Here is a 21787-nt window from a genome sequence, read left to right as displayed (position 1 = left end):
ATAAAAATTACAATACCTATGAATTAAATGCAACAAAATTAAATAAATGTAATCGATTGCACAAATATAGTTTTAAATCTTTATATTCCAAATAAATTATATAAAAATTTAATTTCAACACATAATTAAACAGATCGCTCAAAAAAAAATACTTTAAATTACATTTTAAGTAATATATTTGTTAAAAGCTATTTTTACAAACTTAACCGTTTTATCTATCAAAATTGTCCAAAAAACTTTCACTTTTGATCAATTTACCTTAATCATCAGGTCTGCGAAGCAAAAGTCATTTGTTACATTTTTACAAAAGCGTAAAACAGATCCCGAAAAACTTTGTTTTGAAATACTTTTTCAACCCATTTAAACACTTCCATAATTCATGAAAAATGTAAAAGAATTACTTCTAACCTTATTTTTATTCACCTTCATGCACACTACTATACATGCACAAAATGAAATTATACCGCTCTGGAATACAATCCCTGATGAAATAAAAGCTCCGGAATACAAGGAAAATGAATCTTTTATAGACGGAAAAGTGCAGAGTACACGTTTAGTTACCGTTCCAACATTGAGTGTTTTTTTACCTAAACAAACTAAACCCAATCAAACTGCTGTTCTTATTTTTCCGGGAGGAGGATACCAACATTTAGCCATTGATAAAGAAGGCACCAAAGTCGCCAACTGGCTCAATAGCCTGGGAATTGCAGCTTTTGTTGTCAAATACCGATTACCTAATGATCTAATCATGAAAGATAAAAAAAACGGACCATTACAGGACGCACAGGAAGCTATACGTCACGTAAGGCAAAATGCAACAAAATACAGCATAGATGTTAACAAAATAGGGATTATTGGCTTCTCGGCCGGAGGTCATTTAGCCTCAACCCTGGCAACACATTACGACGAGATAACTTACGATACAAAATCTAAAACAAGTGCACGCCCGGATTTTTCACTTTTAATTTATCCGGTAATATCCATGCAAAATGAGATTACACACAAAGGCTCGCAAAGTAGTTTACTGGGGAATAATCCCTCACAGGAAGTACGTGATTTTTATTCTAACGAAAAGAAAGTTACTTCAAAAACTCCTCCCGCTTTCCTGATTCATGCCACAGACGACAAAGCCGTTTTACCAGAGAACAGTATTAATTATTATCTGGCGCTTAAACGAAACGGGGTTTCAGCTGAATTACATCTTTATGAAAAAGGAGGTCATGGTTTTGGATTGGGCTTAAATAGTACTAGTAAATTTTGGACCCGAGATTGCGAAGAATGGCTTAAAATTAATGGCTACTTATAATAGTAGTAGGAAGAATAAAAAAAAGGGTCTTTAGATCCGGATAACCCAATAACCAAATCTAAAAACCCTATAAAAATCAGACTCTTTTGTAATCCTGCAAATTCATACAAAGCTTATATCCACGATCAAATGAATAAGTCTAATTTTCATTGTAATTAAAAAAATTGTTTCTCCAAAAACAGTTAATTATAACAACCTATTATGCGGTCTAAAAAGGTAAACACAGCATAATTACCCGTTATTATGGCGCGAAATTACAAGCAACTTTAGAGAAATCATTACGGCTTTCCGCATTATGAAAAACTTTTTCCTCCCAAAAACGCTAAGTCACTGACTATCTGAAGCACTACAGCTGTAAAATCTTTTGTTTTTTTTTAAGGGACTAAGAAACTAAGGTGCTTAGATACTAAGGCACGAAGGTGCTAAGGTTTTACAAATTTTCGAAGTTTTCTTATTCTAGATTAAGTTACAACAAGCTCTTTACTAGTACATTTGTAAAATACAGACTTTTTTTCTAAGCTATTAAGGCCTAAAGTTACTAAACTTATGGAATCTTAGAACCTTAGTAGCGCAGCACCTTAGCATCTTAGAAAGAATTCTAAAAACTATTATCTATGAAAACATACGAATTCTTACTGCTTGGAAAGAACCAAGCCATTCTTGAGATTTTGCTCCGATTAGTAAATGCTTACGAAAACTGGAATGCAGTTGGTTTTAATGACGAAAAACTGGCTCAGGATTATTTTCTGAACCACAAAATAGATATTGTCCTTTTGAGTTCGGGGATCGAAGATCATATCGAAAAAGAGTTTACTTCTTTTTGTTTAAAACAGCAGCCTGATGTTGAAGTAATTGAACATTTTGGAGGAGGAAGCGGTTTATTAAAATCAGAAATTGAATATCGATTGCATCTGAAAGGAAAGATTTAGATGCCAACAAATTCTTTAAATTTGCCAAAAATCGAACGTTAAAATGGAAAAGAAATATTCAGTTGTCATTCATCCTTCACCAGAAATAATTGAGGCCATCAAAACCATGAAAGAACTTCTGGCAACTAAAATTGGCTGGTTCAACAGTAAAAATTCGGTGGCACATATTACGATTTGCGAGTTTACAACTGACGATTCTCAACTGGATAAATTCAAGCAAAAGCTTTTTAATGTTTGCGATACCTTTACTCCGTTTCAGGTACATTTGGATGATTTTAACTCGTACGAAAGCGGTGCTTTTTTCATTGCTCCAAGTGAAGAATCAAAAAAGAGTTTACAGCCTGTCATGAAAAAGACACAGAAAGCGTTACTACTTTCCAACCTTAAAAAAAGCAGTGATCCGCATATTTCTATCGGCAGAAAACTAACTGCTGAAAATCTTAAAGTCGCATCACAGCTTTTTACCACAATTGCAATGGATTTTTCCTGTAAAGAAATTATTCTCCGTGAATTAGATCCCGTAAGAAAACAGTTTTTTGTCATTGATTCTTTTCCTTTTGGCAGTAATCCGCAGCCGGAACTTATACAGGGAACTTTGTTTTAAATGTTTATTGGGAGATGTGAGATGTGAGATGCAAGATGCAAGATGTGAGATGTGAGATGTGAGATGTGAAGAGTAGAAAACCTGAAACCTGAAACCTGAAACTTGAAACTTGAAACTTGAAACTTGAAACTTGAAACTTGAAACTTGAAACTTGAAACTTGAAACTAAAAACCTAAAACCTGAAACCTGAAACCTAAAACCTGAAACTTGAAACCTGAAACTTGAAGTTGCCTTTTTATGTACCGAAGAGGCATGCTGGGCAAATGCACAACGCATTGAGGTTTCAGGCGGAATGAATTTGTAATTTTTATTTTGTGAATCTATAATTAAACCCGACAGATTTTAGAAATCTGTTGGGTTTAACAAACAGAATTAAAGTATTTCTTTTTCACAACACACAATTTAATCAAACCAATATTGTTCACCTCTTTGAATCTCTTGCCATTTTTTGTTTGTTTTTTTCATTACAATAACATAATATTTAGGGGAATAAAGAGGATTTGATTTTTGAATAGCTATTGCCATGACCAAATAGTCTCTATTTTTGTAGTAAATTGGATCAGACAATGCAATTAGTAATGTTTCGTATTTGTATAAGGGTAATGCTCTTTCTTTTTTAAACATTATAGTGTCATGTGGTTCTATATAGATGTTTTTTAGTTTAAAATCTGAGGCCTCCCAATTTGTGTTTTTAGAAAATCCATATCTACCCTCATTCTTATCATCCTGATATTTCTTTCGCATCTTCTGGAAATCATTTTCATCATAAAGAGGTTCTAAAATCCCAGCTTCCCTTATTTGTGTGCCATTTTTTCGATTAAATGGTGCATCACTGAGTTTTCCTTCAGCAAAAAGTTTTAAAATTTGATTTGCACTTATTTTTTCTTTAATTATCATAACAGTTTTGGTAGTATCTTTTACTAATTCTGACAAATGGCCATTAATAGCATCGTATTTATCATTTTTTGATTGTGGATAAACTGTATTAAGCCCCAATATAAATAATAGGATCAAAAACTTCTTTTTCATAGCACACAATTTTAATCAACCCAGTATTTCTCACCTCTCTGAATTACCTGCCATTTGTTATTTATCTTTTTCATTATGATAATATAATTATTAAGATAGCCAATAGGAGTAGTGTCTCCAATTCCAACAGCGATAACTAAGTATTTTCTTCCTTTGTAATACATAGGCTCAGATAAAGCAATCATTTGTGTAGTGTATCTGTAAATAGGTATACCTTTCCCTCTTTTAAATATAATGGTATCAAAAGTCTCATAAAAGATAGTTTTCAATTTAAAGTCAGCTGAATTCCATCTTGTGTTCTTTGCAAAATAGCTCCTGCCTTCATTTGCATCGTTTTGATATTTTTTACGCATTTTCTGAAAATCATTTTCCTTATAAAGAGGTTCTAAAATTCCTCCAAGCCTTTCCTCAATGCCATTTACTCTGCTAAAAGGAATATTATTAAGTTTTCCTCCTGAAAATAATCTCAAGGCTTCGTTTGGACTTATTTTTTCTTTAACAATAACTATAGTTTTGGTCGTGTCTTTTACTAATACTGTGAGATAATCATTAATAGCATTGTATTTACCTTTGTTTGCTTGTGGATACATTATAGTAACACAAATCATCATTAATAGAACAAAAAGTTTTTTTTTCATAACTACTTACTTTTTATATAATCCTCACATTTTGAACCGATAGGATATTGTCTCTCTCCTCCATGATTTTGGGCATCAGCTCCCTGTTGTTCACAATGAAGTCTATTTAAAATTCGACTTCTATCCGCCGATCCTTCCGGAAAAGTTTTATCAAACACAGATGTTTTGTATAAACCACCCCAAGCCAAATCAAGGTATTTCTGTTGGATTGAAGTCGCGGCCGTATTACCCGTCTGAAACTCCTGAAGGGCAGCCGCAATGGCATTGACATACGTTTCGGCCATTTGTTTGTGCTGTAAATTAGGGGTCATCCAGGCTCCTGTGGGAGCTTTTTGCTGCACGTATACTTCAAAAAGAGCCGGAAATTCAGTTAACGCGACAGAGCTCCCCTGAGCGGCGACCTGATCCTGAAGACTCAAAAAATAAGCATGCACTACTTCATGAAGGATGTTTCCAGCCAGTGATAACGAAGTTCTGTCCGTATAATTACTGCTAATAATCATTGTATAATCAAATCTTGATATAGGAGATTTTTGTGTATATCTGATAGTAGCAGGCTCGTCAAAATCAGCTGTTGTAATATTCAATGTATAAGGACTGTTAGCTCCTAATCTCGCAAGCATTCTGGCGATATCAACATTTTTGTTGGTTTTTAGTTTTTCGAGCACCGCTTTTTGGCAGGGTGTCAGGTTTTTATCGGTTATTCTTTTTTCAATTTCGTTAACCATTGCCGTGGTATAATAAGTGGCAAAAGCCACTCCCATACTGGCATAATTGGTCGGACTGCCTTCTCCTCTAAATTGATAGCCCGGCATGATATAGGGAAGGCTAATATCACTTGGTTTAGGTTTGGGATATACATTAACATTGTTCAACGGAATCGGATCAGGCCCCGGAGATTTTACTTCTCCAAGCAAATTTCCGGATTTATAAACAAAATTGTTCTTGATGATTCCTTTCAAATCACTGATGACGACAGCACCGCTAAATTCGTCATAGCGATCTATCACCTTGCCCGTTTTTTTATTATTGAATCCCTCTTCGGGAATTAAATTAAAAAGTACCGTCTGCAATTCTCCATTGATCCTGATTTGTAAAATACTCGAATCTACATTGTCCAGTCCTGTCTCTGCCTTCACAACCGTTAGTTTAGCATCAGTATCCGTTATATCAATCTGTTGTATAGATTTGAAATCTATTGTCAGGTTAAAGTTAGCGTTTTTTTGGGTAGACTGTTGTTGTTGAAAATCTTTTAAAAAAGCAACCGATTCTGTGACGGCTATCGTCTTTAGATGGTCTTCATTCTTGTTCTCTGATACCTTTTCAGTGTTTACATTTTCATCATGATTACAGGAGTAAAATAGTACTAGCGTAAAAAATACGGGCATTAAAAGTAACTTTTTCATAACGATTTGATTTAATAAAAGTAAGAATAATACCTTAAATTTACTAAATAATTAAACCCGATACTTATAACAAAGAAAGAAAAAACCTATATAAATTATCAGGCTTTATTGATCATTAAAAGAGCAAAAAAAAAAAACCGACAGGCTTTTAAAACCTGTCGGGTTTGTCATTCTGAGTATATTGAATTAGTAAGAATTCTGTTTTAATCTTTCTCGATGATTACGTCAAAACCTCCATTTTTATCAAAAACAATGTCATAGAATTTGGCATTTTTTTGTATTCCAACTTCGTAAGTGGTTTTGTTTTTATCGTCTACCACTACTGCCGATTCTTTAATGGCACTGGCAGGATAATTTTTCTTCAGATACGTTTGTGCTTTTTGTGGCAGCTGACTGAATGGAATTTGTAACTCAAAGGCTTTCAGAACTCCCAAATTATCATAAATCGCCAATGCATTGGTGTTTTTATCTGTTTTGAACTTGGCTTCATACCGAATTTCATCATCGTCATCCCCAACATATTTCAAGGTCCAGACCGGAACTTTACCGGGATATTCTTTCTGAAAAGTAAAAACTACTTTTTCAGGGGGTGTGACCACTTTGTCAGGAGAAACTCCACTCTGCCCTATTAAAAAACTGCTATACAAAAAGGTTATCATCAGTAATATTTTTTTCATGTGCCCAATTTTAAATTAACACCTCTTAAATAACGTATTAAAATTACTACTTTATTCTGAAGAAAAAATGATATTATAAAAAAATGTTAAAATAGTCGGTAACAATGTTCTGTGTCAGACGTCTTACGAAAAACCAAAACCTAAAAAATGAAATCTAACCTGAAAAATTTTGAAGCTTCACCACAGCTTTATGCACGCATAGCCGGGATATTATATTTGGTCATTATCGTCATGGGATTCTTCGCAGAAACATTTGTCAGAAACAAATTGTTTGTGTCCGGAGATGCCACTGCCACTGCTCAAAATATTATGCATTCGCAATTTCTGTGGAAAATTGGCATTACAGCGGATCTTATTATGCAAATCTGCGATCTGCCGGTCATGATTATTCTCTATTATCTTTTAAAACCGGTAAACCGAAAACTTGCTCTTTTAAATCTATCGTTCAATTTAATCCAGACTGCCGTTTTAGTCGCCAATAAACTGAATCTTTTGGCAGCCTTATTTTTTCTGGGTGATGCCCAATATTTAAAATCTTTCAGTCCAGAGCAGTTACACACCTTATCTTATCTTTCGATCAAATTGCACGATTTTGGTTTCGGAATCGGATTGATCTTTTTTGGATTTGTTTGTTTACTGGAAGGCTATCTGATCTTTAAGTCGGGCTATTTACCAAAGGCAATTGGAGTTTTAATGAGCCTGGCGGGAATTTGTTATCTTACCAATAGTTTCTTCTTAATTCTCATCCCGAAGCTTTCAAGTATAATTTTATTAATGCCTTGTTTAATTGCCGAATTGTCACTTAGTTTATGGCTGGTTTTTAAAGGGGTAAAATTGCCGGTCTGGAAACAGCAGTTGGTATAATCAACCTTAATAATGCAATTAATTTAAATACAAAGATTCTAAGTGTTGAAAAATAATAGCCACAGATTTAAAGGATTAAATCGATTAAAAAATCTGCAAAATCTGCCAGATCTGCGGGAATTTGTTTTTTTTCACACGCAGATCTAGCAGATTTTGCAGATTTTTTTTTAATCCTTTTCAGTAGAAGCTATTACTTTGAAAATCATTCAACTTGTGTAATTAATAAAACCTAAAATTGGAATAGAATCAAAAAAGCCTGCCGGAATTACTCCTGAGCAGGCTTCTTCTTTGAAATAATTGAATTAGTAAGCTCCCTTCATTTCTGTTTTTTTTTATCAATTTTACGTCTATTTCAGTCTAATATTACATCGGTATTATTTCTTCAGTCGATCTGATAATTCTCTTTTATAGGTAATACCAATGGGCAATTTTTCGTTTTTAATGACCACAAAATCTTTATCGGTGGTCTCAATTTTATCCAGTGCTACGATATAGGACTTGTGAATGCGCATGAAATTCTTCTCGGGCAAACATTTCTCCAATTCACTAGTGGTGATAGAGGCCAGATACGTTCTTTTTATGGTATGTAACTTCACATAATTCCCAAAACTCTGTGCAAACAGAAGCTGATCCAATTCTATCTCAATAAAGTAACCGTCCACCTTCACTGTAACGGAATTGATTACTGCATCTTCAGTTTTCACTTTACCGTTCTCCGTGGCAAAAAAACGATCGATAGCTTTGAGGAATCTTGGAAAATAAATAGGCTTGAGAAGATAATCTATAACACCGTAATCGTAACTTTCAAGGGCATACTCAGAATAAGCAGTAGTTAAAATTGTACTGGGATGTGTGGGAATAATCTTCAGTAATTCCATCCCTGATATCTCCGGCATATTGATGTCCAGAAACATCAAATCAACAGGATGGTCTCTTAAATAATCCATTGCCTCAATACCGTTAAAGCCCTGAAAAACCAATTCTAATTGCGGATTTTGCTTGATGTAATTCGCCAGCACATAATGCGCTGCCGGTTCATCATCGACAATTATACATTTTTTAGGTTCTCTCATTCTACAAACTTTTTCAATTGCAGTTTCAAATCTACAATGTAAGTATTCTTATCGTCCTGAATGTCTAGTTTATAGGCTTTCCCATAAATCAGATTCAATCGTTCTATGGTATTTTTTAAACCAATCTTAGTCGAAATAACATCCGTTTTTTTCTTTGGAATGGAATTTACTACATGCAAATGAAGTAACCCGTTCTCGACCGTAATGATGATTCTCACAAAACATTTTTCAATTGCACAGGTTCCGTGTTTGAACGCATTTTCGATAAACGCAATCAGCAGCATTGGTGATACTTTATAGGCATTTTCATTATCGATTTCACAGTCGTACGTAATCTCACAACGATACCCTACCCTTTCTTTCTCCAGCTGAACATAACTGTTTATAAACTCGAGTTCGTCTTCCAGAGACACGCATTGTTTGTTATTGCTTTCAAGCTGATAACGCATCAGCTGCGATACTTTCATGATTAAATCAGATGTTCGGTCCGGAAACTCGAGACTAATTCCGTAAAGCGTATTAAAGGTATTAAATAAAAAGTGCGGATTCAATTGTCCTTTCAATGAATTCAATTGCATCTGATTGAACAAAAGAGTCTCATCCGTCTGTCTCTTGTGGATTCTGTAAAACTTAAAAACAATTATTGGGCTCAATATACAAACCAAAGTCCCTAAAACACTGGCCAGTTGATACACATAACTGCGCTGATGAGAATTTTGATACAAACGGCAGTTACTAAACATTTCCAAACTGGTCACCTCATACAAAACAACCGAAAAGAGCAATACTCCCGCCAGTGTCAGAAAAATATAAGTCACGGGACGCTGTTTTTTAAAAAGTATGGGAAGCAAAAAGAAACGGTTGAACTGGGCGTGCAGGTATAAAATTAAATAGAAAAAGATCCCCATTAAGATGGAGGTAAACGAACTGAACAACATCCAGTCGTTTTTTAAGGTATAAATAGTAAATGAAAAAGCAACAACGGCAATTTCCTGCCACCATTTGTGATCCAATATGTTTTCCATTTCTCTCTTCATTCTTAAAACTTAAATAGTTTACAAATTAACTACATTTTTTTAATTTTTATTTCCAATAAATGACCAATTGAATTGGTCATTTATAATCGCATTACATCATTTAAGAAAGCTTTTATCCGACCAAGTGAAATAATTTTGAGAGATCAAATTCACACCACTAGTTTATATGTATTTCAAAAAAATTACTTTATTAGTTTTCTTGATTTTTGCCTGTGGTAGTTCTGCTCAAACCCTGTCTTTAAAAGATGCTATAAAAACAGGTTTGGAAAACTACGGTTCCATCAAGGCAAAAAACAATTACACCAATGCATCACGCGAAAGTCTTAAGCAGTCTAAACGTGATTATCTGCCCAACCTAAACTTATCGGCGCAACAGGATTACGGAACTGTAAACGGTCAAAACGGGCCTCTTTATGGCTTTGGGGGTCTTGGAGTAGCTTCATCCGGACTTCCTTTACCGGAACAAAACTGGAATTCGGCATTTGGCGCACTTTATCTGGTCAACATGAACTGGGATTTTTTCACTTTCGGAAAAACGCAGGAAAAAATCAATTTATCTAAAATTGATGTTCAGGCCAAAGAAAAGGATCTGAAACAGGAAAAATTCCAACAGGAAATCAAAATTTCTGCCGCTTATCTGAATTTACTCGCAAGTCAGAGATTGTTGATTTCACAACAAAAAAATCTGGATCGCGCTCAGGTTTTCAAAAAAACAGCCGTAGCAAGAGTAAAGAACGGATTATTAGCCGGAGTCGATTCTACTTTAGCCACTGCCGAAGTATCAAAAGCTAAAATTGCGCTGAATCTGGCCAAAAATTTTGTGAAAGAACAAAACAACAAATTGGTCGATCTAATGGGCGTTGCACCTCAGGATTTTGTAACCGATTCTCTTTTTGTCACTCAAATTCCAAAAGAACTGATTAAGGAAAATACTGCCACAGACAGTCTTCATCCTTTATTACAATTGTATAAAACAAAAATCGATTACAGCGATCAGCAAGTCAAATTGTACAAAAGATTCTATTATCCAACCATGACTGCTTTTGGTGTATTGCAAACCAGAGCTTCAGGATTTGACAGCAGTTATGCCACAAATCAGCATGCCTTTACCCGAAATTACTGGGATGGTGTCAATCCGGATCGTACCAATTATTTAGTTGGAATTGGAATTACATGGAATTTAACGACTCCTTTCCGTTCAAACAAGCAAGTCACTGCTCAGAAATTTATTTCTCAGGGACTACAGGAAGAATACAACCAAGCCGATCGTGAGCTGAAATCGCAGTTGAATTTTGCTGAAGATAAAATCAAAATCACTTTAGAGAATTATGCCGAAGCACCCATTCAGGTAGATGCTGCCAAAAGAGCTTATCTTCAGAAATCGACTTTATACAAAAACGGCTTAACTGATTTGACTGATTTAACGCAGACCATGTACGTTTTAAATCGTGCCGAAATCGATCGTGATATTGTCAATAATAATGTATGGCAGTCGTACCTACTGAAAGTCGCTGCAACAGGAAATTTTGACTTATTTATAAATGAATTTTAATTATAAAGCCCAATGAATTTAATACGTTTTGCACTCCGCAAGCCCATCTCCATTCTCGTATTGGTTGCGGGTCTCTTTTTCTTCGGAATTGGTGCCATCAGAGACATTAAGGTCGATATTTTACCGAAAATGAATTTGCCGGTTATCTATATTGCGCATCCGTTTGGAGGTTACACACCCGACCAGATGGAAGCTTATTTTGCCAAAAACTACGTAAACGTTTTACCTTTTTCGAATGGTATCAAATCGGTAGAAACCAAAAATATTCAGGGGTTAATGATTATGAAATTAACCTATTATGAAGGAACCAATATGGCGCAGGCCGCTGCCGAACTGAGTGCACTATCCAACAGAATCCAGGCAGTTTTTCCTCCGGGAACACAACCTCCTTTTATCATACGTTTTGATGCTTCATCATTGCCAATCGGACAATTGGTATTAAGTTCAAAAATCAGATCGAACAACGAATTACAGGATTTAGCCAACGTTTATGTTCGTGCTTCTTTTACTTCGATTCCCGGTTTATTGTCTCCGGCTCCTTTTGGCGGAAGCCCAAGAACTATAGAGGTTAACGTAGATCCGGATTTATTGCGTTCGCACAATATGACACCCGATCAAATTGTCGAAGCCATTCGTTTGAACAATCAGACAGCTCCTTCCGGAAACGTAAGAATGGGCGACAAAAATTATATTACGCCTACCAATAATACTATTAAAGAAGTTAAAGATTTTGAGCAGATTCCGTTATTCAAAGGCGGTGTTCAAAACTTAAAATTAGGTGATGTGGCAAGCGTAAAAGACGGTGCTGATATTACAGCGGGTTACGCTTTGGTAAACGGAAAACGTTCGGTTTATATCAGTATTGCAAAAGCGGGAGATGCTTCGACCTGGGATGTGGTTCAGAAATTAAAAAAAGAGCTTCCTAAAATTCAGAGTACACTTCCCGAAGATGTTAATTTATCTTACGAATTTGACCAGTCGGTTTATGTAATCAACTCCGTTAAAAGTTTGATTACCGAAGGAATTATCGGTGCGGTTTTGACTGGATTAATGGTAATGCTTTTCCTGGGCGACCGTCGTGCTGCTTTAATCGTGATTATGACCATTCCAATTTCGATTATCTCCGGAGTTTTATTCCTGAAATTATTCGGACAAACGATCAACTTAATGTCTTTGAGCGGACTAGCGCTTGCCATTGGAATCCTGGTAGACGAAAGTACGGTAACCATCGAAAACATTCACCAGCATCTCGACATGGGAAAACCCAAGGCACTCGCCATTTGGGATGCCTGTCAGGAAATTGCTTTGCCTAAATTATTGATCTTACTGTGTATACTAGCTGTATTTGCACCGGCATTTACCATGGTGGGGATTCCCGGAGCCTTGTTTCTTCCTTTAGCTTTAGCGATTGGATTTTCGATGGTCATTTCGTTTTTATTGTCTCAAACCTTTGTGCCGGTAATGGCGAACTGGATGATGAAAGGACACGAAAAGCATCCACATGGGCCTGAAATTACTGACGACGAAGCCGAATTTAATGACTGCGGTTTAACTCCCGAATCTGAACAAAATCTGATCACTCAGAAAAAAAGTTATGTAGAAAGAGAAGACACTAATAATAACGGAAAAATAAGTCCTTTTGAGCGTTTCAGAATTCGTTTCATGCGAACTTTAGACCGTTTGTTTGTGCACAAAAAAATAACGACCATTGTTTACTTAGTTTCAGCGACTGTTTTGGCTATTGTTTTAATTGGTTTTATCGGAAAAGATGTTTTTCCAAAAACAAATTCAAGTCAGTTTCAATTGAGAATGCGTGCTGTTGACGGAACACGATTGGAAAGAACTGAAGAACAAGCGCGAATTGTGTTGAAAGAATTGGAAAAAATGGTAGGTAAAGAGCATATCGGAATTTCTTCTGTTTATGTGGGGCAACACCCTTCCCTGTTCTCGATCAACCCCATTTATCTCTTTATGGCGGGTTCTCATGAAGCTGTCTTTCAGGTAAGTTTAAAAGAGTATCATATCGATATGGATGAGTTTAAAGATGAGTTAAGAGCAAGACTGAAAAAAGTTTTACCGGACACTAAACTTTCTTTTGAACCGATCGAATTGACCGATAAAGTATTGAGTCAGGGGTCTCCTACTCCTATTGAAATTCGAATTGCCGGAAAAGACAAAAAACGAAATGAATTATATGCCACTCAGATTGTAAACAAACTAAACGCGATCTCTTATTTCAGAGACGTACAAATTGGTCAGCCGATACACTATCCGGCCATGAACATCAATATCGACAGAACACGTGCCGCCGAATTGGGCGTTGATATGAATGATATTTCACGTTCTCTTATCGCATCGACTTCATCGTCACGTTATACCGAAAAAAACAACTGGGTCGACGAAAAAGCAGGATTATCCTATTCTGTACAGGTTCAGGTTCCGTTGAATAAAATGAAAAGCAAAACCGATATTGGAGAAATTCCGGTATTGAAAAACTCGCTTCGTCCGGTTTTAAGCGACGTTGCCAAAATTACACCCGGCTTTGTAAGTGGTGAAAATGACAATTTAGGGGCCATGCCATACATTACCGTTACGGCCAACATCAACCAGACCGATTTGGGGACGGCCACAAAAGATGTTGCATCGACCATTAGTTCATTAGGCGAATTGCCTCGTGGTTTATTTATTACTCCAATTGGACTAAGCACGGTATTGAGCGAGACATTAAGCAGTTTACAGACCGGATTATTGGTTGCCGTTTTTGTAATCTTCTTAATGTTGGCCGCTAATTTTCAGTCGTTCAAAGTTTCACTGGTGATCTTAACCACAGTTCCGGCGGTTGTTTTAGGCGCTTTATTAATGCTGACCTTTACAGGTTCAACGCTTAATTTACAATCTTATATGGGAATCATCATGTCTGTCGGAGTTTCTATTGCCAATGCCGTTTTATTGGTGACCAATGCCGAACAGCTTCGAAAAATAAACGGGAATGCCTTAGAATCTGCCAGAGAAGCCGCTGCACTGCGTCTTCGTCCGATTATCATGACATCGGTGGCGATGATTGCGGGAATGCTCCCAATGGCGATTGGTCACGGCGAAGGAGGCGATCAGGTTTCTCCATTAGGAAGAGCGGTTATCGGCGGATTATTATTTTCTACTTTTGCCGTATTGTTGATCCTTCCGCAGATATTTGCATGGGCACAGGAAAAAACATCGACACAATCCGTTTCTTTAGATCCTGAAGACGAAGAAAGTATCCATTATATCTCATCCTTAAGTAAGTCAAAAGTTGGAAAGTCATAAAGTCATAAAGCCGAAAGTCATAAAGTCGAAAGTTACGATCGTCGCGAAAATACTTCGATAAACTTTTATACTTTCTGAATACTTATAAAAACATATATAAAACCAAAAAATGAAAAATAACATTATAAAATCTACAGCGATACTATTTACAGCTTTAGTTGTACTAAGCTGTGAAAAGAAAAAAGAAGAAGCGCCTAAAGCGGAAATCGAACCTAAAGTTGAAACTTTCCTTTTGGCCAAAGAAAAACTGACTACAGAATTGCGTTTACCGGCAGAATTAACCGGTTTTCAACAAGTCGATTTGTATGCCAAAGTAAGCAGTTTTGTAAAATTGCTGAAAGTAGATATTGGTTCGAAAGTAAAAAAAGGACAATTGTTAATTGTTCTTGAAGCACCGGAGATCAGTTCGCAATTGGCTGCTGCCGAATCGAGATTAAAATCGATGGAAGCCATATACGCCACCAGCAAAAGCACTTACAACCGTTTGTACGAAACAAGCAAAGTGGAAGGAACCATTTCTAAAAACGACTTAGAAATGGCAAGCGGAAAGAAAAACTCAGACTACGCACAATATCAGGCAGCCATCGCAGCACACAAAGAAATCTCGATTATGAGAGGGTACTTAGAAATCCGTGCGCCTTTTGACGGAGTGGTAGCCGCCAGAAATGTCAATTTAGGAACCTTTGTAGGTCCCGCAGGAAAAGGTTCCGATTTGCCTTTGCTGACCATTCAGCAACAGGACAAATTGCGTTTGGCCGTTTCGGTACCGGAATTGTACACCGGATATTTACACAATGGCGACGAAATGAGCTTTAATGTAAAATCGCTTCCGGACACTTTTACCGCTAAAATTACCAGAATGTCCGGTGCTTTAGATTTAAAACTGCGTTCTGAAAGAGTTGAAATGGACGTTCACAACACCCAAACAAACCTATTACCCGGAATGGTAGCCGAAGTTTTATTACCGCTTAACGCGAAAGACAGCACGTTTGTCATTCCGAAATCGGCATTGGTAAATTCAGCCGAAGGTTTGTTCGTCATCAAAGTCCTGAACCACAAAGCCACCCGCGTTGACGTTAAAAAAGGAAGAGAAATCGACGACAAAGTGGAAGTCTTCGGAGATTTAAACCTGAAGGATAAATTGGTAAAAATTGCCAGCGAAGAAACTAAAAATGGCGATGTTATAAACGAATAACCTACGTTTTGTCTTCTTTTCAGTAGATTATCCAAACAACTGTACGCATTTTTAGGAATGTAAAATTAAAAATTTGTCTTAGAACAGTTCCTCTTTTTGAAGGGACTGTTTTTTTTGTTTAATAAATTCAGGTAAAAATACGTGGTTGCTGAGATTTGTAAATTGATATTTTTGATAAAAAACTTCTTTTGAAGAAACGATCGGCTAACATTTATTAGATTAGAGCATTCTCATAGAACTTTCATAAAGTAATATTATCCTAAACTAATAGAAATAAACATATATTCGCAATCAAATTTTCCTGTATGACTGACAATATTATAATGGAAGAAATTTCTAAGACCTACTTAGAAACTATAGCTAACGGAAACGGTTATTTCAATTCTGTTGCAAGAGATTATGGAACAGATATGACAATCAGGCGTGCAAACTATTGCTCTATAAAAAAAAGATATTTAACAATCGGAAAATCAGTTGATCTACAAATTAAAGCTGTTTCTGAAAAATATGTTGAAGGAATTAACGATCCAAAATCTACTACTATAAAATATGTCCTTGAATCAAAAAATTATAATGATTTAGTTACTCGTGCAAACGAAGGAGGAATATGCATGCCATTATATCTTTGTGTAGTTGTATTGCCCGATGATAAAGTAAATTGGTACTCTTTAACTACTAATGAATTGATAATAAGAAAATGTGCTTTTTGGTATCAAGTGCCCGATGGAGCAAGTGAAACAACAAATTCTACAAGCGTTACAATTCACATTCCAAAATCTAATGTCATTTCGGAAAGCTTTTACGATGATATTTTTAATACTTTAAGCTAAAATTATGAATTTCAAAATAGCTTTAATATTAGATTATTTTACTTCCAAAGGTTGGAAAGTAAAAGCCAATGGACAAAATTTCACTTATTTAGAACCCTCTGAAAGTCTTCATTTACCAAAAGATTTTCTATTAGAAATTCCTAACGATGATAAACTAAAAGGTTTTGATCTATATATTAATCGTCTTATCAATGATTTTACAAATATTTATCCTGAGATTAATCGTGATGAATTAAACATTCTATTCAGTAGAAATAACTCAATAATTAAATACAGAATTTTTGATCCAGAAAATGCAGATGGTTCTATTGGAATCAATAAGTTTATTGACTCTGTAGAATCATTTAAAAATGTACTTTATAATGCTGTAAATTTCACTGTTAATAAACGAGCTATTTTTGGTCAAACTAAATCAGAAGCAAATGAATATTTAAAAAATTGTAGAGTATTACAATCGGAAAAAGGTAGTTACATAAATAGATTTGAAATTCCTAACAAACCTCTACATACAACATTTGACGATATAAACACAGAAAATGTAAATAATAAATTATTTAATGTTCTAGAATTTGTAAAAGAAGAAATATTTGTTGACACAAATAGGATAAAATTTACAGAAAACTATATTGAGGATAACAAGGAATTTTTAAACTATGAGTTATTAAAATCTATTAAAAACATCTATAGCCGTTCCCATATCAGTAACGTTGAGTATACTTTATGTACTAAAGATTATACAAGAGATATTATAACAGAAAGAGTTCAATCAAAAATAGTATATTTCAATCATTATCTAAATGAACTTAGAGATTCATTATTTGAACTTACAACATTTGAAGCTCGAGGTTATATAAAAATATTACATTCTAATAATCCAATTTCTTCTAATTATAATGAAGTTGTATTAGATGCAAAACGTATAGGAATTAAGTTACCTATAAAATTTCATCTTAGAATTGAAGAATATCTTGATGCTATTGAAGCTCATAAAGAACATTTAGAAATTAAAGTTTCAGGAAAAGCTAAAGAATATAAAACTGTTATTCATATTACAGAACTTGAAACTTTTGAAATAATAATTACAAAATAGAAAAATGAACAAACTTCATCCTATAAATTTAGACAATGGAACTATCCAAATACATCCTCTTCGACTTTCAGATATTGAGAAGCAAGAACAAATTATAGATAATTATCTTGAAATATTAAGTGATAGTGAAAATACACAATATATTCCTGAAAAAAGGACAAACGATAGAGAGCAAGTTTCAATGAATTTATTTGGAATAACTTATCGATATGGACAAGAATTAGGCTATACACATTTAATAACTTTGAAAGAAGAAAATGAAGTGGTAGGACAAATAAATATTATAAGTCCTAAGGGAGTTAAAATAGAAACAAAATACGAAATAGAAGACAGTTGGTTTATCGAATACTTTTTGAATAAAAAAGTTTGGGGTTATGGAATTATGTCTGAAATTCTTAGGGCTGTAATATCTGAAATGGTAGATCAGGGAATTAAAAACATTTCAGCTCTATGTATGTCTGAAAATACAGCTTCAATCAGAACTCTAGAAAAATCTGGTTTTATAAAATTAAGAAAATTTGATTTAAAACAAGATTTATATAAATTTCAAAACCTATAATCATTTTGACTATTCTTCTAAAGGTATTTTTAAATGAAAAACCTCGATTTAAATCGAGGTTTTTCCATTTTATAAACTCTACTCCTCACATAAATAAGGATTCAAAATCTCTGCCAGTTCATTGAGCCAATAAAAGCTGCTTTCCAGACTTGCTCTTTCTTTTTCAAGAATTTCGTGTTCTCTGATGACTCCTAAAGCAAGTATGTGATTGGCATGTCTTATGGCTTTTGCCATTTCGACAGGATCGATGGTGTGATTAAAAAAATCAATAAGCCTTGTTTCGGCTTCTTTGGAAAGGGTGTTTGTTTTCATAATGTCGTAATTAATAGGAATACAAAACCCTTGCATGTTAGTGTTCCTAACGCCTACGACAGCGTTTACGGTCGTTTCCGATACCGTACACATAATACAAGGGCAAATCTTTTTCTAATTTAAAGTCGTAATTATAGGAACTTCAAATATAGAGAAAATTATTCAAAAAAAGAAAGATTTTTCCTTCAATAAATTACATTCATTTATCAAATATAAGAAATCTATATTTCAGCGAGCATTTATCGCATTTTTGTCATTTGTCACGTCCTGAAAAAATCACCTCTATTTCTTATGAAGTCCCAACGGGACGAAATATTTATAAAAAAACAATTCATCCCATTTCAAAAAAGCCCCAGCTGGGTGAAATCTTATTTAGCATATGTCGGCTCCGTTGGAATCTATAAATATTTCATTCCTACGGAATTTTTAATTGCTGCAATATTCCTGTAATTATGGATCGTTCCTACGGAACTCGTGTTTATGTCTGTTTTTATTATTCAACGGATTAAAATCCGTTGCTACCATATTTGTCATTCCTAACGGAATTCGAAGAGAGCCATAGGCTCGGTCAAAATTATAAGGCCGGATTTCAATCCGGTTATTATATAGAATCCCATATCCAAAAAGATCCATCGGATCGAAACATATTTTATACATTATCAATATGTGCCGTTCCTACGCAACTCCTATTTATATCTGTTTTATTATTCAACGGATTAAAATCCGTTGCTACAATATTTATCATTCCTAACGGAATTTCCCCCCGCTCAGCGAAATCTCCTGTCTTCGTATACGCTCCAATTATACACAATTTTGTCATTTTCTCGTAGGGAGACTCGAGCGATAGCGAATAAACGAAGTAAATCTTCACAACGATTGTCGGTAACGCTAGTCAATCTTTGTAGAGTTACTAACGAAGATTTCTCCCTCTGGTCGAAATGACAAGATTGCGCAAACCTGAAACCTGAAACCTGAAACACAAACCCACTCAGCGAAATCTCTTGGCTTCGTATACGTTAATTATATACAATCTTGTCATTTTCTCGTAGGAGACTCGAGCGATAGCGAATAGGCGAAGTAAATCGTACACGCTAATCGACAAAGATTGGCGACATTCTATGCGAAGTTTCTAGTGTGATTTCTCCCTTCGGTCGAAATGACAAGATTGCGGAAACTTGAAACCTGAAACCTGAAACTTGAAACCTGAAACTTGAAACTTGAAACTTGAAACTTGAAACTTGAAACTTGAAACAACAAACCACAAACCACAAACAACAAGCCACAAATCACCATAAAACCTTGTGCCTTAGCGACTTTGAGAGACTATTTCCTAAAATAGCTGCTAAAAAAATTGCGAAACCGAATAGTTGCGCGTATATTTACAACCAATTGGTTTCTTAATTAAAACCGGAATAGTATGAGACGTGACATTTTCCAAGCCATAGCCGACCCGACTAGAAGGTCAATTCTAACGCTGATCGCTGTACAGGCAATGACACCAAATGCCATCGCAGAGAACTTCAATGCCTCCCGACAATCGGTTTCGAAACACCTTCGCATACTAGTAGAATGCGATTTGCTTAAACAGGAACAACAAGGCCGGGAAATTTATTATTCGCTTGAAATTGAAAAAATGAAAGAGATTGATCAATGGTTAGTCCAATTCAGGGAAATCTGGGAAACCAAGTTCAATCAGCTTGACGAACTATTAGTAACGCTTAAAAAACAGAACAAATGAAAAACGATTTGCAATTTGATTTTACCGTAGATAAAGCCACCAAAACGGTAATCATAAACCGAGAATTTAATGCCGAACTTCCGTTGGTTTGGGATGCTTTTACCAAACCGGAACTTCTCGATCAATGGGTAGCTCCAAAACCCTGGTCGTCTAAAACGAAACACATGACTTTTGAAGTTGGCGGACGCAGATTCTACGCCATGGTAAGTCCCGAAGGATTCGAACGCTGGGCGGTTCAGGAATACACTTCGATTACGCCAAAGACGAATTTTAAGATGTTCAATGCTTTTGCGGACCAAAATGAAAATCGCGAACTGCCGGGCTCCAACTGGGATCATAGCTTTAGTGAGCAAAACGGCATTACCAAAGTGAGCATCACAATTTTCAATGAATCGCTGGAACGTCTGGAAAAAATGATTGAAATGGGCTTCGAACAAGGGTTTAAAATGAGCATTGACAACCTGGAACAATTACTAAAAACTTTATCAGAATAATAATAAAGAAACGCTGAGTGCGCGGATTCGTTTCACGAAAACGCGGATCTACGTGGATTTTTACGGTAGTAATATTTTGAAGACATCAATTAACTTCTACCTAATAATATAAAAAAATCTGTGTTGATCCGCGTTTTCGCAGAGCGAATCAGTACCATCCGTGTGCTTTGTGCGTTCCAACTACACAGAACAGAAATTCACACACAGTACCCCAAAATGCAATAACAGAACAAATCTGTATACCCTCTTTGATCAACTTCATGAAATAAATCTTACTTTTGATCCAACACTATTTTCAATATGGTTTCGATAAAAACATTCGATCAGGCGACAGGTTTAAAACAGCCCAGACGCGTTTTAAAATATGTGCTTGTGTATTGCACTTCGGGTTCGACTGTTATTTCTGTAGATGAAAATGAATTTACCTTAACTCAAAATGCTGTTATCACCATTACTTCCGGTCAGATTCATTATTTCAAAAACATCGGGAATGCAACGGGATTTGTTTTAGAATTTACCTATAATTTTTTCTGCAAAGACGATACCGATATGGAATTGATTTTCCATAACGGACTGTTTTGTCACTTTGCCATGAATGAAATGATTGTGGTAGACAATAGCCCGTTTGTTATTCAGGAATTAGAAACGATAGGCAAAGAGTTACTACAAATGCCCTATCAATACCTCACCTCTATTCACAGCCGAATTGAATTGATATTGATCGAAATCAACCGAACCAAAATTAATCGTGGGGATGAAATCTACAAACCCGATGCGCTGTTTCTTCACTTTCTGGAAGCGATTTTACAAAACTTCGACAAGAATCTTTCTGTAAACGAATTAGCAACGCTGATTGGTACAACAGAATCAAAACTAAACGAACTTTCAAAATTGCATACCAATAAAACGGCTCAGAATGTTATTTTCGGATTGATCATTTCCGAAGCCAAACGCCTTTTTACTTATGAAAAATTGACAGTAAAAGAAGTCGCTTATGCATTAGGTTTTAATGATCCTTTTTACTTTTCCAATTTCTTCAAAAAACACACCAACACTTCCCCAAAAGCCTATAAAGAAAATACTGCACATTCGTAATTTCACCCAATTCATCGTTTTTAATGTTTGCTTTTTCAATTGATTACATGCTTTTT

Annotated in this window: 20 protein-coding genes; 13 read left to right on the top strand and 7 right to left on the bottom strand. The window is 35.3% G+C overall.

Annotated elements, in window-relative coordinates; all coding sequences use genetic code 11:
• The first annotated feature begins 379 nt into the window (after nt 1-379).
• The 3 genes from LNQ34_RS17755 (at nt 380) to LNQ34_RS17745 (ending at nt 2839) form a co-directional block, all read left to right on the top strand.
• Entirely contained in the window at nt 380-1306 is a 927-nt protein-coding gene (locus LNQ34_RS17755) for an alpha/beta hydrolase (RefSeq protein WP_230000685.1), read from the top strand.
• A 614-nt stretch (nt 1307-1920) separates the two neighbouring features.
• Nucleotides 1921-2235 (top strand): hypothetical protein, encoded by a 315-nt coding sequence (locus LNQ34_RS17750; RefSeq protein ID WP_017495605.1) that lies wholly within the window; start codon nt 1921-1923, stop codon nt 2233-2235.
• A gap of 43 nt (nt 2236-2278) precedes the next feature.
• Nucleotides 2279-2839 (top strand): 2'-5' RNA ligase family protein, encoded by a 561-nt coding sequence (locus tag LNQ34_RS17745; RefSeq protein ID WP_230000684.1) that lies wholly within the window; start codon nt 2279-2281, stop codon nt 2837-2839.
• 402 nt (nt 2840-3241) lie between these two features.
• Here the strand turns inward: LNQ34_RS17745 and LNQ34_RS17740 are convergent, their stop codons facing one another.
• The 4 genes from LNQ34_RS17740 to LNQ34_RS17725 all read right to left on the bottom strand — a co-directional run bounded on the left by LNQ34_RS17740 (nt 3242) and on the right by LNQ34_RS17725 (nt 6589).
• Nucleotides 3242-3868 carry a hypothetical protein gene (locus LNQ34_RS17740; protein WP_230000683.1) on the bottom strand — a complete coding sequence of 209 codons (627 nt, stop codon included), beginning with the start codon at nt 3866-3868 and terminating at the stop codon, nt 3242-3244.
• Nucleotides 3869-3879: 11 nt separating this feature from the next.
• Entirely contained in the window at nt 3880-4506 is a 627-nt protein-coding gene (locus LNQ34_RS17735; protein WP_230000682.1) for a hypothetical protein, read from the bottom strand.
• Nucleotides 4507-4508: 2 nt separating this feature from the next.
• Nucleotides 4509-5912, bottom strand: coding sequence for a hypothetical protein (locus tag LNQ34_RS17730; protein WP_230000681.1), 1404 nt, complete (start codon nt 5910-5912; stop codon nt 4509-4511).
• A 203-nt stretch (nt 5913-6115) separates the two neighbouring features.
• Nucleotides 6116-6589: a hypothetical protein gene (locus tag LNQ34_RS17725; protein ID WP_230000680.1), complete on the bottom strand. Its 474-nt coding sequence runs from the start codon at nt 6587-6589 to the stop codon at nt 6116-6118.
• 147 nt (nt 6590-6736) lie between these two features.
• On the opposite strand from LNQ34_RS17725, the gene LNQ34_RS17720 reads away from it, so the two are divergent.
• Entirely contained in the window at nt 6737-7453 is a 717-nt protein-coding gene (locus LNQ34_RS17720; protein WP_230000679.1) for a DUF4386 domain-containing protein, read from the top strand.
• Nucleotides 7454-7827: 374 nt separating this feature from the next.
• Here LNQ34_RS17720 and LNQ34_RS17715 read toward each other — a convergent pair whose 3' ends face one another.
• Both LNQ34_RS17715 and LNQ34_RS17710 read right to left on the bottom strand, forming a co-directional pair.
• Entirely contained in the window at nt 7828-8526 is a 699-nt protein-coding gene (locus tag LNQ34_RS17715) for a LytR/AlgR family response regulator transcription factor (protein WP_202704013.1), read from the bottom strand.
• The gene (locus LNQ34_RS17710) at nt 8523-9551 is read right to left on the bottom strand and encodes a sensor histidine kinase (protein ID WP_428979066.1); all 1029 of its coding nucleotides are present in this window, start codon (nt 9549-9551) and stop codon (nt 8523-8525) included. The genes LNQ34_RS17715 and LNQ34_RS17710 overlap by 4 nt, the downstream gene beginning before the upstream one ends.
• A 178-nt stretch (nt 9552-9729) precedes the next feature.
• Here LNQ34_RS17710 and LNQ34_RS17705 point away from each other — a divergent pair, with 178 nt between their 5' ends.
• The 6 genes from LNQ34_RS17705 to LNQ34_RS17680 all read left to right on the top strand — a co-directional run bounded on the left by LNQ34_RS17705 (nt 9730) and on the right by LNQ34_RS17680 (nt 18092).
• Nucleotides 9730-11115: a TolC family protein gene (locus tag LNQ34_RS17705; RefSeq protein ID WP_230000677.1), complete on the top strand. Its 1386-nt coding sequence runs from the start codon at nt 9730-9732 to the stop codon at nt 11113-11115.
• Between the two features lie 12 nt (nt 11116-11127).
• Nucleotides 11128-14418 (top strand): efflux RND transporter permease subunit, encoded by a 3291-nt coding sequence (locus LNQ34_RS17700; RefSeq protein ID WP_230000676.1) that lies wholly within the window; start codon nt 11128-11130, stop codon nt 14416-14418.
• Nucleotides 14419-14527: 109 nt separating this feature from the next.
• On the top strand, nt 14528-15613 hold the full coding sequence (locus tag LNQ34_RS17695) for an efflux RND transporter periplasmic adaptor subunit (RefSeq protein ID WP_230000675.1): 1086 nt from the start codon (nt 14528-14530) through the stop codon (nt 15611-15613).
• A gap of 305 nt (nt 15614-15918) precedes the next feature.
• Nucleotides 15919-16443 (top strand): DUF4365 domain-containing protein, encoded by a 525-nt coding sequence (locus LNQ34_RS17690; RefSeq protein ID WP_230000674.1) that lies wholly within the window; start codon nt 15919-15921, stop codon nt 16441-16443.
• A 4-nt stretch (nt 16444-16447) separates the two neighbouring features.
• On the top strand, nt 16448-17533 hold the full coding sequence (locus LNQ34_RS17685) for a hypothetical protein (RefSeq protein WP_230000673.1): 1086 nt from the start codon (nt 16448-16450) through the stop codon (nt 17531-17533).
• 4 nt (nt 17534-17537) lie between these two features.
• Complete coding sequence (locus tag LNQ34_RS17680; RefSeq protein WP_230000672.1) at nt 17538-18092, top strand: GNAT family N-acetyltransferase; 555 nt, start codon at nt 17538-17540, stop codon at nt 18090-18092.
• A gap of 78 nt (nt 18093-18170) precedes the next feature.
• Here LNQ34_RS17680 and LNQ34_RS17675 read toward each other — a convergent pair whose 3' ends face one another.
• On the bottom strand, nt 18171-18404 hold the full coding sequence (locus LNQ34_RS17675) for a hypothetical protein (RefSeq protein WP_230000671.1): 234 nt from the start codon (nt 18402-18404) through the stop codon (nt 18171-18173).
• A 1417-nt stretch (nt 18405-19821) separates the two neighbouring features.
• On the opposite strand from LNQ34_RS17675, the gene LNQ34_RS17670 reads away from it, so the two are divergent.
• The 3 genes from LNQ34_RS17670 to LNQ34_RS17660 all read left to right on the top strand — a co-directional run bounded on the left by LNQ34_RS17670 (nt 19822) and on the right by LNQ34_RS17660 (nt 21731).
• Complete coding sequence (locus tag LNQ34_RS17670; protein ID WP_070908246.1) at nt 19822-20142, top strand: ArsR/SmtB family transcription factor; 321 nt, start codon at nt 19822-19824, stop codon at nt 20140-20142.
• Nucleotides 20139-20636, top strand: coding sequence for an SRPBCC family protein (locus LNQ34_RS17665; RefSeq protein WP_230000670.1), 498 nt, complete (start codon nt 20139-20141; stop codon nt 20634-20636). Before LNQ34_RS17670 ends, LNQ34_RS17665 begins: the two co-directional genes overlap by 4 nt.
• 300 nt (nt 20637-20936) lie before the next feature.
• Nucleotides 20937-21731 carry a helix-turn-helix domain-containing protein gene (locus LNQ34_RS17660; protein ID WP_230000669.1) on the top strand — a complete coding sequence of 265 codons (795 nt, stop codon included), beginning with the start codon at nt 20937-20939 and terminating at the stop codon, nt 21729-21731.
• The last annotated feature ends 56 nt before the right edge of the window (nt 21732-21787 follow it).

It is taken from the genome of Flavobacterium lipolyticum (genome assembly GCF_020905335.1).
Lineage (GTDB): Bacteria > Bacteroidota > Bacteroidia > Flavobacteriales > Flavobacteriaceae > Flavobacterium > Flavobacterium lipolyticum.
The sequence above is the reverse complement of the archived record's forward strand: the minus strand, read 5'-3'. Positions and strand labels throughout refer to the sequence as shown.